We start from the raw sequence: 11626 nt of genomic DNA, 5'->3' as shown, positions 1-11626 counted from the left end.
GACGTTTGGTTACAGCACTTCGAACAACCCCGCCGCGCCCTGACCGCCGCCGATGCACATGGTCACCACCACGTACTTGACGCCGCGACGCTTGCCTTCGATCAGCGCATGGCCGACCAGACGCGCGCCCGAGACCCCGTACGGATGACCCACCGCGATCGCGCCGCCGTTGACGTTCAGGCGATCCATCGGAATACCGAGCTTGTCCGCGCAGTACAGCACCTGCACCGCGAACGCCTCGTTCAGTTCCCACAGGCCGATGTCCTCGACCTTGAAGCCGGTCTTCTTCAGCAGCTTGGGCACCGCGAACACCGGGCCGATGCCCATTTCATCGGGCTCGCAACCGGCCACCGCAAAACCGCGGAATACGCCGAGCGGTTGCAGGCCACGCGCGGCAGCCACCTTGCCATTCATCACCACCGCGGCCGACGCGCCATCCGAGAACTGCGAGGCGTTGCCGGCGGTGATCACGCCACCGGGCGTGGCCGTGCGAATCTTCGACACGCCCTCGAGCGTGGTGTCGGCGCGAATGCCTTCATCCGCCGCGAGCGTGACTTCCTTCGTCAGCAACTGGCCCGTGGCCTTGTCAGCGATGCCCGCGAGCACCGTGATCGGCACGATCTCGTCCTTGAATTTGCCGGCTTCCTGTGCAGCAGCCGCGCGCAGCTGGCTCTGCACGCCGTACTCGTCCTGACGCTCCTTCGAGATGTTGTAGCGCTTGGCCACGTTCTCGGCGGTCTGCAGCATGCTCCAGTAGATCTCGGGCTTGTTCTTCGACAGCCAGCTTTCCTGGATCATGTGGCGGTTCATCTCCTGCTGCACGCACGAGATCGACTCCACACCGCCGGCCACGAAGATATCGCCCTCATCGGCGATCACGCGCTGCGCGGCCATGGCAATGGTCTGCAGGCCCGACGAACAGAAGCGGTTCACGGTCGCGCCCGGCACCGTCACCGGGCAGCCCGCGCGCAGCGCGATCTGGCGCGCGATATTGGCACCGGTGGCGCCTTCGGGATTGGCACATCCCATCAGCACATCTTCCACCTCGCCCGGCTCGATCTTCGCGCGCGCAATCGCATGCTGCACCGCATGGCCACCCAGCGTGGCGCCATGGGTCATGTTGAACGCGCCCTTCCAGCTCTTGGCCAGCCCGGTACGGGCCGTGGATACGATGACTGCCTCGTTCATGTCTTGCTCCTCGGAATGTTTTGGTATCGCTTAGAGATGGTTCGGAACGGATCGTCCGGCGCGCTTCTCGTCCAGCACTTGTTCTGACGTCATACGCACCACGCCCGCCGCGCTCATGTCGCGCCAGGCTTCGGCGAGCGAGCCGTCGAGATCGATCGCGCGGCACGCGTCCTCGATCACCACGACATCGAAGCCCGCCATGCGCGCATCCAGCGCGCTCCATGCCACGCAGAAATCGGTCGCCAGGCCCACGCAGAACACACGCCGCACGCCGTGCTCGCGCAGATAGCCCGCGAGTCCGGTGCGCGTGGTGCGGTCCGCCTCCATAAACGCCGAATAGCTGTCGACGCCCGCGTGATGGCCCTTGCGCAGCACCAGCCGCGCGTGCGGCACGTACAGGTCGGCATGCAGCGCGGCACCCTGCGTGTCCTGCACGCAGTGATCCGGCCACAGCACCTGTTCGCCGTATTCAAGCCGCGTCAGGCCAAACGGCTGCATGCCCGCATGGCTCGATGCAAACGACGCGTGCCCGGCCGGATGCCAGTCCTGCGTCAGCACCACATGACTGAACGCGGGCGCCAGCCGGTTGATCACGGGTACCACTTCATCCCCGCGCGGCACGGCCAGCGCGCCGTCGGGCATAAAGTCGTACTGGACGTCGATCACCAGCAGGCAGTCGGTCTTGTCAGCGTTCATGATGGATCGACCATGGTCCGTGGCGCTCCCGTTCCTGGATGAATCACCGGCCTCAACCGTTGAAGCCCTTGCCTTCGTCGGCCAGCTTCTTCAGCAGTGCCGCCGGCTGCCAGGCTTCGCCGTGATAGCCGCGCGCATAGCGATGCATCGCCTGCACCACGTTGAACAGGCCCACCTGGTCCGCGTACAGCATCGGGCCGCCGCGGAACACCGGGAAGCCGTAGCCGGTCAGATACACCATGTCGATGTCCGACGCCTTGGACGCAATGCCTTCCTCGAGAATCTTCGCGCCTTCATTGACCAGTGCGAACACCAGACGCTCGACGATCTCTTCATCGGAGATCTTGCGGCGCTCGATGCCGATCGCCTTGGAGTTCTCGACAATCATGTCGTTGACCTGCTGGTTCGGATACGGCTTGCGGTCGCCCGCCTTGTAGTCGTACCAACCCGCGCCGGTCTTCTGGCCAAAGCGACCCAGCTCGCACAGCTTGTCGGCGGTCTGCGAGTACTTGAAGTCGGGACGCTCCACCGCGCGACGCTTGCGGATGGCCCAGCCGATATCGTTGCCGGCCAGATCGCCCATACGGAACGGGCCCATCGCAAAGCCGAATTTTTCCACGGCCTTGTCCACCTGTTCCGGCAGCGCGCCCTCGTCGAGCAGATAGCCGGCCTGGCGGCTGTATTGCTCGATCATGCGGTTGCCGATAAAGCCGTCGCACACGCCCGAGACCACGGCGGTCTTCTTGATCTTCTTGGCCACCTGCATGACCGTCGCCAGCACGTCCTTGCCGGTTTCCTTGCCGCGCACGACTTCCAGCAGCTTCATCACGTTGGCCGGGCTGAAGAAGTGCATGCCGACCACGTCCTGCGGACGCTTGGTGAACGCGGCGATCTTGTCCACGTCGAGCGTCGAGGTGTTCGAGGCCAGGATCGCGCCCGGCTTCATCACCTCGTCCAGCGTCTTGAATACGGCCTCTTTGACGCCCAGCTCTTCGAACACGGCCTCGATCACGAGGTCGGCATCGCTGATGTCGTTGTAGGACAGCGTGGTCGTCAGCAGCGCCATGCGCGCTTCCACCTTCTCCGGCGTCAGCTTGCCTTTCTTCGCGCTGTTGTCGTAGTTCTTTCGGATTGTGGCCACGCCGCGGTCGAGCGCTTCCTGCTTGGTTTCGAGCATCGTCACCGGGATGCCCGCGTTCAGGAAGTTCATCGTGATGCCGCCACCCATGGTGCCGGCGCCGATCACGGCGACGCGCTCGATCTTGCGCACCGGGGTGTCCGACGGCACGTCGGGGATCTTGCTCGCGGCACGTTCGCCGAAGAACGCATGGCGCAGCGCGCGCGACTCGGGCGTGCCGACCAGGAACATAAAGCCTTCGCGCTCGGCCTTGAGGCCGGCTTCGAACGGCTTCAGCGAGGCCGCCACGGCGTCCACGCAACGTGCCGGTGCCGGGAAGTTCTTCGCCACCGCTTCCACGGTATTGCGCGCGAACTTCAGGAAACCTTCCGGGTTCTCGTGCTTGACCTTGAGGTCGCGCACCTTCGGGTGCGGGCCGGAGGCGGCGCCCACGTTCTGGGCGAACTTCACGGCGGCCGGCAGCACATCACCGTCGACGATCTGGTCGAATAGCTTCGAGCCTTCGAATTTTTCCGACAGCACGGGCGTGCCGGACACGATCATGTTGAGCGCATGCTCCAGGCCGATCAGGCGCGGCAGGCGCTGCGTGCCGCCGGCGCCGGGCAGCAGGCCGAGCTTGACTTCGGGCAGCGCGATCTGGGCACCCTTGGCGGCCACACGATAGTTGCAGCCGAGCGCGAGCTCGAGGCCGCCGCCCATCGCCACCGAATGGATTGCCGCGACCACCGGTTTGGCGGACGCTTCCAGCGCGCGGATCACCGAATGCAGCGTCGGCTCCTGCGTGGCCTTGGGTGTATTGAACTCGCGGATATCGGCGCCGCCGGAGAATGCCTTGCCTGCGCCGGTGATCACCACCGCCTTGACCGCGCCGTCATCCAGCGCACGGGTCAGGCCTTCCACGATGCCGAGCCGCGTGCTGTGGCCGAGGCCATTGACGGGCGGATTGTCGAGCGTGATGACGGCCACGCCGTCCTGAACCTGATACTGCGCTGTCATGCTGGTTCCTTTGGAGTTCGGTTGTCTCGGATGGATGTCTTGTAGTGTGGTGCGAGCGGGAACAAGCATACACAAAATAGCACGGTCGTTCAATTTCTCGTTTCCACCTGCCCGTTGTCGCGTTTGGTGGGCCCGCCATGCAGCGGGGATCACTCTCCGCCATCAATCTCACGGGAATTTGATGCAACCCTCTAATCTGCTGCGAACGGTCGCGCTAGACTCGCGGCTCTTTGCTTTTTGCCAGCCCATATGGACGCTCACCAGCACCCGGTCGTCGAGCACGATAACCTCCAGCGCAAGCTCGGCGCGCGCCACCTCACGATGATCGCGATCGGCGGCGCGGTCGGCACCGGCCTGTTCGTCGCGTCCGGCGCGTCGATCGCCCAATCGGGCCCCGGCGGCGCGCTGCTAGCCTACTGCCTGATCGGTCTGATGGTCTATTGCCTGATGACCAGCCTCGGCGAACTGGCCGTGCATATGCCCGTGGCCGGGTCGTTCGTCACCTACAGCGCGCTTTACGTCGAGGAAGGCTTCGGCTTCGCACTTGGCTGGAACTATTGGTTCAGCCTCGCGGTGACCATCGCGGTGGAGTTGACCGCCGCGCAACTCGTGATGCAGTACTGGTTCCCGGGCGTGCCCGGTGTGGTATGGAGCGCGGGTTTTCTCGCGCTGATGTTCGTGCTCAATGCGTTTTCGGTGCGCGGCTTCGGTGAAGCCGAATACTGGTTCGCGCTGATCAAGGTCGTCACCATTGTGATCTTCCTGATCGTCGGCGTGCTGATGATCTTCGGCATCCTGCGCGGTGGCCCGCAATCGGGCTGGCAGAACTTCACGATCGGCGATGCGCCGTTCGTTGGCGGCATCCCCGCCATGTTCGCGGTAGCCATGATCGCGGGGTTCTCGTTCCAGGGCACCGAAACCGTCGGCGTGGCCGCCGGCGAAGCGACCGACCCCGCCCGCACGATTCCGCGTGCGATCCGGCAGACGTTCTGGCGCATCCTGTTGTTCTACGTGATCGCGATCCTGATCATCGGCGTGCTGATTCCCTATACCGACCCCAACCTGCTGCGCAACGATGTGACGGACATCGGCGTGAGCCCCTTCGCGCTGGTATTCCGCCACGCCGGGCTGGCCTTCGCCGCAGGCCTGATGAATGCCGTGGTTCTCACCGCCCTGCTGTCAGCGGGCACGTCGAGCATGTACGTCTCGACCCGCATCCTCTACGGCCTCGCCGTCAGTGGCCGCGCCCCACGCGCACTGGGCAAACTGACCCGCGCGGGCGTCCCGCTGAACGCGCTGTTCGTCACGACGGGCATCGGCGCGCTGTGCTTCTTCAGTTCACTGTTCGGTGACAAGACGGTGTACCTGTGGCTGCTCAACACCTCGGCCATGACCGGATTCTTCGCGTGGTTCGGCATCGCCATCAGCCACTACCGCTTCCGCCGCGGCCTGCTCGCACAGGGCTACGCAGTCTCGGACCTCGCCTACCGCTCCCCGCTCTACCCGTTCGGCCCGATCTTCGCAGGCATCCTCTGCATCGTGATCGTCGCCGGCCAGAACTACCAGGCCTTCACCGACATTACCCACCGCTGGCCCGAGATCCTCGCCACCTACATCGGCGTGCCAGCCTTCGCCGCCCTCTGGCTCGGCTATCGCCTCGTCAAGAAAACCCGCCTCATCGCCTACGAAGACATGCCGTTCGAACTGCCACGGCGGAACAGTGCAGCGCGGGACTAGCCTTTCACCGCCTGCCGTTGCGCCTTGAACTTGCTCAGCGCCTCAGCGGAAAACAACTGACTGCGCCCAACCTCGCTCGCCGCGACAAGCTTCCCGTCGCGAACAAACCGGCGGAACGTAGGCATGGACACCTCAAGATAGTAGGCCGCTTCCGCCGCGGTCAACTCGGCGTCGGCAAGATGGCCGAAAACCTGATCGTATGAGTAGCTGACGTCCTTGAACGCCAGCTTCCCGACCAGCGAGAAGAACCGGCTCCGATCCTTCGTCGACATCCCGCCCAACTGGCGGACAAGCTCTTCCGGCGTCATTGACATGATGGCCTCGCAGTTTTGAGATAGCTCTTGAGCTCGTCATAGAAATTTTCACGCGAGCCAACCTGATAAAACTCGATCATCAGGAACTCCACAGCCACGCTCTTTCCCTCCGTGGCCGCCGGTCCGTACGCGATCAAATATTGCTGCCGCTGATAGCGAAACTTGTGCACCCAGATGCCGGCGAGATCCCCAGTCTTGGGTTCACCGATTCCGGGATCACGACAGATCGCCATCACTTCGTTTTTGATGGCAAGCTGCAACTCCAGCCGTGCCTTCTTGACGAACTGGGCGAACGGCCGCCTGAAGGTCGCGTCATCGATTCTTTTTTGAATCATAAATGATCTTATAAGATATCGCATCGACCGGCAAGTGCGACACCACCCGATGCAAATTCCAAGATGGCAGCCACCGTGATGCAGTGCCGCCGCGACCAGGCAGTATCGAGCCGCGGAGGTGCGAAATCGATGAGACGATTCGCATTCTGTGGGGCAAAAAAAGGGTTGATCGTCGATTACCCGGGAAGGCGGCTCGGATCCTGAAGAGAAAGTAGAGGTCATCGCGGAAGCCATACACCGCGAGGTTGAGCACCTTGATCCGGTTGTTGATGCCCTCCACGAGATTGGTGCCCCGAGGCTAGCGCGCGTGGGAACGATAGCGGCAACGATTCGGGATTCGGGATTCGGGGATGATTTGCTCAGGAAGACGGAGGGCCGAGTTCGGCCAGAAGCCGACGTTGATAGGTCTTGCATCCGCCGACTGGTTCTGCTCGCATAGCGGCCCTGAGTCCACGCGGTTTTCGTGCAGCGACGCGGGACGGGGAGGCAAGCCTGCAGCGCGGCCATTCACCGATTATCTATAGCAGGCCCTGAAGCCGAATCAGGATTCTGCGCCGACGCAAACCAGGTGTTAACGAAATCGATGAAGGTGCGCAACGTCGGTGAGATCGTGGCCTGAATTGGCCAGACCAACCGGAACGTATAGCGGTACCGAAGATATGGCTCGAGCACCGGCTCCAGCCGCCCCGAGTTGAGATGATCCCGTACCGAAAACTCGGACATGCAGGTCAGCCCCAGCCCGTCTAACGCGAATTGCAGGCGGGCTGCGTCGTTATTGCAGATCAGGCGAGTTGGCAGAACCGGCGGTGTATCGCCTTCGTCCTGCGTCAGCGGCCAGGTCTGGATTTGCCCGCTATGCGGCATCCGGTAGTGAATGCAATCGTGCCCGGAGAGATCGCGGGGATGGGCTGGGCGTCCCCGCCGCTCCAAATACGCGGGTGAGGCCACGAGGTAAAGCCGGAAACTACCGAGATCGCGAGAGGCCAGGCTATCGTCCTCTATCTCGCCGGTGCGCAGTGCCGCATCGAAGCCTTCCGCCAAGATATCGATCTTTCGGTTATCGAACGACATGTCCAGCTCGATTCCCGCGGATGCTTTTGCTGGAATGCCGTGAGCATCGGCAAGTAGTGCCAGCTCACGAGGGGCAGTGCAACGCACAAGCGGGGCCGTTCGCTAACGCTCGAAGTCATTTATTGTCTCCAACTAGGACACACAGCAACCCTTTTCTGCATCTTTATCGCTCTAGCGCCGCCGCATAGGATGAATCCCGTAGACGCACACCGCGTCGCATACAACCTTAAGGGATCATCATGAAACTCTACATCGCTCAAGCCACGTGTTCGCTTGCCGTCCAACTCGTTGCAAACGAACTCGGCCTGAACCCGGAACTGATTCACTACGATGTATTCGACAAGAGCACGACGGCTAACGATAACTTCGCCGAGGTAAATCCGCTCGGCTACGTGCCCGTGTTAGTGCTGGACGATGCCGCGAAGACGCACCTGACTGAAACTGTGGTGATCACTTCCTTTCTCGCAGATCAGCAGCTCGCTGCTGGCTTGATCCCTCCGCACGGCACGCTCGACCGTGTGAAGTTCGATCAACTGCTCACGATGCTGGCTACGGAGATCGCTCAGAAGCACATCCCGTTGATGCGCAAGCTGCAGACCGAGTTCGGTACCGAGTGGACGCGCAACAAGCTCGTGGTGGCTTACACCAAGCTGGACGAGCAACTCGCGGATGGTCGCTCGTATCTGCTGGGCGAGCAGTTCACCGTAGCCGACGCGTATGTTTGGGCAACGATGTGGCATGAACGATCGGGCGCTGAGATCACGCATTTGAAGCATCTGATGGCCTATATCGACCGCATCACCGCACGTCCTGCCGCCGCTAAGGCGCTTAAGGACGAGGCTGAATTGGTGTCGCGTCATGCCGCCATGAAGCTCGCAGCCTGAAAGTTCTGAAGCGCCCGTGCCCGCTTTCGCCTTAATGCCGGCACGGGTTCGCCTCAGGTGCCACTGCCATGCTCTCCAGCCTTGTCTCGTCCCTCTCGCTGATCACGGGCCCCGCGCTTCTGACAAACGCTTCCACCGTGATGCTGCTTGGCGCCACCAATCGCTATGGCTTGGCCATCAATGTCCTGAGCGATGTAGGCGAGCGGCCCTGTGATCATGACAAGGCAATGGTGCCGTTCATGCGCCGCCGTACTCGTTTATTGTCAAAGGCGATGCTGTGGCTTCAACTGGCGGTCGGCAGCTTCGGGTTGTCCACGTTATCGGCGCTGGCGGAGCTGTGTTTCGGGCAGACCGTCGCACCCGGTATCGATACGCTGATCACGCCCCTCCTGCTAGGATGCTCCACGATCGGCGGCGTCGGCTTGATCCTCGGCGTGTCCACGTTGTTCGTGGAGAGCTGGTCGAGCGACAGTGATCTCCTTGTTCTCCTGCCCCGTGCTAATCGCGCAGGCTATCGGCCAGATGATTGAGTACGGCGCGCGTTTTCGCCGCCATCTTCACGCCGACCGGGATGATCGCGTGCACCGGCGGGCCTTCGACATCGGCCTCGGGGAGGATATGCACGAGCCGGCCGCTATCTACGTAGGCCTGGCCAACTCGATCGAAGATTTGCGCGATGCCGAAACCGCTGACCGCGGCGTCGATCAATGCCTGGCCATCCGCCAGCACCAGCACTGGGTCCATCGAGATTTCGCGGATCCGCCCCCCGTCGGAAACCGTCCACGGCCGCAACCGCCCGGTGGGGCCACGGAAGATCACGGCATGATGCGTGGCCAGATCGGCCACATCCTTGATTGTGCCCTTGCGATGCAGATAGTCCGGAGACGCGTAGAGACCAAGTCGAAGGCTGCAGAGCTTGCGTACGGTCATGTCGCCACTTGGCGGCAGTTCGCCGATGCGTACGACGATATCCCAGCCCTCGGCAACGGGATCCGACATGCGGTCATTAAGCGCCATCTCGAGGGTGAGCTTGGGATAGCGCTGCTGCAAGGTCGCCAGAAACGGCAGTAATAGCCGACCAAAGCCGGCCGGTACATCCAGCCGTACCCGACCGATTGGCTCGGCGCGACGTGCCGCCAGCGCCTGCTCCGCTTCCCGCAATCCCTGCAATGCCGCCTGCGCGGCCTGCAGGTAAGTCTCGCCGTCTTCGGTCAATCTAACCGCACGGGTGGTGCGCTGGAATAGCTGCGTGCCCAGCCGCTTTTCAAGCCGCTGCACTGCTTTGCCCACATTGGACTTGCTCGTGCCGAGGCCTTCCGCCGCGCGGGTGAAGCTGCCGGTCTGCGCTACAGCCAGAAATGATTCGATGTCCTGAACCTGCGCTTCAACGCGATCGACCATGTTGATTGTGTTCGTGGAGGCGACAAAGAAAATCAGATTGCGCAGTTTATCAGCAGCAAGGCAGCAACCACAATTCGCGTATCGACACGCACCCCCTCACGACAGGCCCCCATGCTGACAAGAGAATCCCTTCAGTCCGGGCGCTATTTCGACACCCTGGAGCTTCCGCCGGAATACCGATGGCCACAAAGCCGCATCGACGCTTCACTCGCAGAGACGCTGGCCGCCCGTCCCGACAATGGCGACGATCTGTGGATCTTCGCTTACGGCTCGCTGATGTGGAACCCCCTGCTCGAATTCGATCGTCGCGAGCTCGCGACGCTTCACGGCTGGCGGCGCCGCTTCAGCATTCGTAGCGTTGCCGGGCGTGGCAGCATCGCAATTCCGGGCCGCATGTTGGCGCTCGAGCCCGGAGGTACCACACAAGGCGTGGCGCTGCAGCTGCCGCGGCTCAGCCGGGAGCAGGAGCTTCGCGTCGTATGGACGCGCGAGATGATTTCCGGCGCTTATCTGCCTACGTGGGCCCCTGTCACGCTGGCGGACGACACCGACGCCTATGCGATCGTCTTCGTCGCCAATGCCGCGCAGCCCCTGTTCGAACGCGATGCGTCGGTCGGCACAAGCGCGCCAATCATTGCGCGCGCATCCGGTTCGTTCGGCACCAATGCGGAGTACGTGTTCCAGCTCGAAGCGTCATTGTTGGAGCACCAACTTCACGATGCATACATCGCCTCGCTGGCTGCGGAACTGCGGCGGCTGATTGCGTCGGAGGGTCGAGATGGATAAGTTCCACGCCATGCAGGTGTTCACTCGCGTTGTCGAAGCCAACAGCTTCTCCCGCGCGTCGGACTCGTTGAACCTGCCGCGCGGCTCCGTCACGCGCATCGTCAAGGATCTCGAAGCGTTCCTGAAGATCCGCCTGCTCAATCGCACCACACGCAGCCTGAGTCTGACCTCGGAAGGCGCCGCCTATTACGAGCGCTGCGTGCGCATTCTGAGCGAAGTCGAACAGGCCGAAGGCGAGCTCACAACTGACACACGCACACCGCGCGGGAAGCTGCGCGTGGATATGTCCGGCGCGCTCGGCAAACTCGTGGTAGTGCCCGCGCTAGACGACTTTCAGGCGCGCTTTTCCGATATCGACCTCAGCATCGGCTTTGGTGACCGATTCGTGGACCTTGTGCAGGAAGGCATCGATTGCGTGATCCGCGTCGGCGCACTGGGAGACTCCACGCTAGTGGCGCGCCGCATCGGCACCTATCACCTCGTCACCGTTGCCAGCCCCGGTTATCTTGAACGTCGGGGCACGCCGCGCTCGCCGGACGATCTTGAGCAGCACGTCGCTGTCAATTATGTCTCCAGCCGCACGGGCCGCGCCATCAACCTCAATTTCATCGTCGATGGCGAGCGGGTGAATATTCGCATGCGCTCGCGACTGGCAATCAACGATGGCGACGCGCATATCCAATGCGCCATCAAGGGCCTCGGCCTGGTTCAGGTACCACGCTTGCTGGCGCTGCCATATCTCGCGAGCGGCGAGCTGGTTGAGGTCCTGCCGGATTTCCGGCCTCCCTCGCTGCCAATCTCGGCTGTCTATCCGCATAGCCGGCATCTGTCGCCGCCGGTGCGCGCATTCGTCGACTGGGTGGCAGAACTGTTTGCTGCCTGCCCAGGGGTGAGTGCAGACACTGGCATGGAGTTGCCTCCGGACTCGCCAGTGCGCGCACGGCAGGTCAGTATCGCATGACTTCCGGGCGATTTTTCCATCTACAAGAATTCTGTTGGTCGTTTGCAGTGGATTATTTGCGCGCCGGTACGCCGTACAGTGCGGCTGGTCGAGCGGCCGCTGCTTCCGCCATCGCGGAA

Annotated in this window: 12 protein-coding genes; 5 read left to right on the top strand and 7 right to left on the bottom strand. The window is 62.5% G+C overall.

Going from position 1 to position 11626, the window contains the following annotated elements; translation table 11 throughout:
• Positions 1-9 precede the first annotated feature (9 nt).
• From LDO41_RS03430 to LDO41_RS03420, 3 genes are read right to left on the bottom strand one after another with little or no spacing between them, the layout of a single operon-like run.
• A complete protein-coding gene (locus LDO41_RS03430) occupies positions 10-1188 on the bottom strand; it encodes an acetyl-CoA C-acyltransferase (RefSeq protein ID WP_223981858.1) in 1179 nt (392 codons plus the stop codon).
• Positions 1189-1218: 30 nt separating this feature from the next.
• Complete coding sequence (gene pncA, locus LDO41_RS03425; protein WP_223981856.1) at positions 1219-1884, bottom strand: bifunctional nicotinamidase/pyrazinamidase; 666 nt, start codon at positions 1882-1884, stop codon at positions 1219-1221.
• A gap of 52 nt (positions 1885-1936) precedes the next feature.
• Positions 1937-4018, bottom strand: a complete 2082-nt coding sequence (locus LDO41_RS03420; protein WP_223981853.1) for a 3-hydroxyacyl-CoA dehydrogenase NAD-binding domain-containing protein — start codon at positions 4016-4018, stop codon at positions 1937-1939.
• A gap of 249 nt (positions 4019-4267) precedes the next feature.
• Between LDO41_RS03420 and LDO41_RS03415 the strand changes: the two genes are divergently transcribed.
• Positions 4268-5755 (top strand): amino acid permease, encoded by a 1488-nt coding sequence (locus LDO41_RS03415; protein ID WP_223981850.1) that lies wholly within the window; start codon positions 4268-4270, stop codon positions 5753-5755.
• Here LDO41_RS03415 and LDO41_RS03410 read toward each other — a convergent pair.
• The 3 genes from LDO41_RS03410 to LDO41_RS03395 all read right to left on the bottom strand — a co-directional run bounded on the left by LDO41_RS03410 (position 5752) and on the right by LDO41_RS03395 (position 7562).
• On the bottom strand, positions 5752-6069 hold the full coding sequence (locus LDO41_RS03410) for a helix-turn-helix domain-containing protein (protein ID WP_223981847.1): 318 nt from the start codon (positions 6067-6069) through the stop codon (positions 5752-5754). The genes LDO41_RS03415 and LDO41_RS03410 overlap by 4 nt on opposite strands.
• Positions 6060-6404, bottom strand: a complete 345-nt coding sequence (locus tag LDO41_RS03405) for a type II toxin-antitoxin system RelE/ParE family toxin (RefSeq protein WP_223981843.1) — start codon at positions 6402-6404, stop codon at positions 6060-6062. Before LDO41_RS03405 ends, LDO41_RS03410 begins: the two co-directional genes overlap by 10 nt.
• A gap of 507 nt (positions 6405-6911) precedes the next feature.
• Positions 6912-7562 (bottom strand): LysR substrate-binding domain-containing protein, encoded by a 651-nt coding sequence (locus LDO41_RS03395; RefSeq protein ID WP_290370855.1) that lies wholly within the window; start codon positions 7560-7562, stop codon positions 6912-6914.
• 152 nt (positions 7563-7714) lie between these two features.
• Here LDO41_RS03395 and LDO41_RS03390 point away from each other — a divergent pair, with 152 nt between their 5' ends.
• Both LDO41_RS03390 and LDO41_RS03385 read left to right on the top strand, forming a co-directional pair.
• Positions 7715-8359: a glutathione S-transferase C-terminal domain-containing protein gene (locus tag LDO41_RS03390; protein WP_223981835.1), complete on the top strand. Its 645-nt coding sequence runs from the start codon at positions 7715-7717 to the stop codon at positions 8357-8359.
• Between the two features lie 68 nt (positions 8360-8427).
• Complete coding sequence (locus LDO41_RS03385) at positions 8428-8889, top strand: hypothetical protein (RefSeq protein ID WP_223981832.1); 462 nt, start codon at positions 8428-8430, stop codon at positions 8887-8889.
• On the opposite strand, the gene LDO41_RS03380 is transcribed toward LDO41_RS03385, so the two are convergent.
• Entirely contained in the window at positions 8858-9760 is a 903-nt protein-coding gene (locus LDO41_RS03380; protein ID WP_223981828.1) for a LysR family transcriptional regulator, read from the bottom strand. The genes LDO41_RS03385 and LDO41_RS03380 overlap by 32 nt on opposite strands.
• A 111-nt stretch (positions 9761-9871) precedes the next feature.
• Between LDO41_RS03380 and LDO41_RS03375 the strand changes: the two genes are divergently transcribed.
• Together LDO41_RS03375 and LDO41_RS03370 are read left to right on the top strand one after the other, a co-directional pair.
• Positions 9872-10546: a gamma-glutamylcyclotransferase gene (locus LDO41_RS03375; protein ID WP_223981825.1), complete on the top strand. Its 675-nt coding sequence runs from the start codon at positions 9872-9874 to the stop codon at positions 10544-10546.
• A complete protein-coding gene (locus tag LDO41_RS03370; protein WP_223981822.1) occupies positions 10539-11507 on the top strand; it encodes a LysR family transcriptional regulator in 969 nt (322 codons plus the stop codon). Before LDO41_RS03375 ends, LDO41_RS03370 begins: the two co-directional genes overlap by 8 nt.
• The last annotated feature ends 119 nt before the right edge of the window (positions 11508-11626 follow it).

Source organism: Cupriavidus pampae (genome assembly GCF_914271485.1).
GTDB classification, from domain to species: domain Bacteria; phylum Pseudomonadota; class Gammaproteobacteria; order Burkholderiales; family Burkholderiaceae; genus Cupriavidus; species Cupriavidus pampae.
Note: the sequence above shows the minus strand (reverse complement) of the source record. Positions and strands in the feature narration are given on the sequence as shown.

What these genes read in the sequence shown, in the direction of transcription:
- LDO41_RS03430 (WP_223981858.1), bottom strand. Translation starts at nt 1,188, where the DNA reads ATGAACGAGGCAGTCATCGTATCCACGGCCCGTACCGGGCTGGCCAAG.
- pncA (WP_223981856.1), bottom strand. Translation starts at nt 1,884, where the DNA reads ATGAACGCTGACAAGACCGACTGCCTGCTGGTGATCGACGTCCAGTAC.
- LDO41_RS03420 (WP_223981853.1), bottom strand. Translation starts at nt 4,018, where the DNA reads ATGACAGCGCAGTATCAGGTTCAGGACGGCGTGGCCGTCATCACGCTC.
- LDO41_RS03415 (WP_223981850.1), top strand. Translation starts at nt 4,268, where the DNA reads ATGGACGCTCACCAGCACCCGGTCGTCGAGCACGATAACCTCCAGCGC.
- LDO41_RS03410 (WP_223981847.1), bottom strand. Translation starts at nt 6,069, where the DNA reads ATGTCAATGACGCCGGAAGAGCTTGTCCGCCAGTTGGGCGGGATGTCG.
- LDO41_RS03405 (WP_223981843.1), bottom strand. Translation starts at nt 6,404, where the DNA reads ATGATTCAAAAAAGAATCGATGACGCGACCTTCAGGCGGCCGTTCGCC.
- LDO41_RS03390 (WP_223981835.1), top strand. Translation starts at nt 7,715, where the DNA reads ATGAAACTCTACATCGCTCAAGCCACGTGTTCGCTTGCCGTCCAACTC.
- LDO41_RS03385 (WP_223981832.1), top strand. Translation starts at nt 8,428, where the DNA reads ATGCTCTCCAGCCTTGTCTCGTCCCTCTCGCTGATCACGGGCCCCGCG.
- LDO41_RS03380 (WP_223981828.1), bottom strand. Translation starts at nt 9,760, where the DNA reads ATGGTCGATCGCGTTGAAGCGCAGGTTCAGGACATCGAATCATTTCTG.
- LDO41_RS03375 (WP_223981825.1), top strand. Translation starts at nt 9,872, where the DNA reads ATGCTGACAAGAGAATCCCTTCAGTCCGGGCGCTATTTCGACACCCTG.
- LDO41_RS03370 (WP_223981822.1), top strand. Translation starts at nt 10,539, where the DNA reads ATGGATAAGTTCCACGCCATGCAGGTGTTCACTCGCGTTGTCGAAGCC.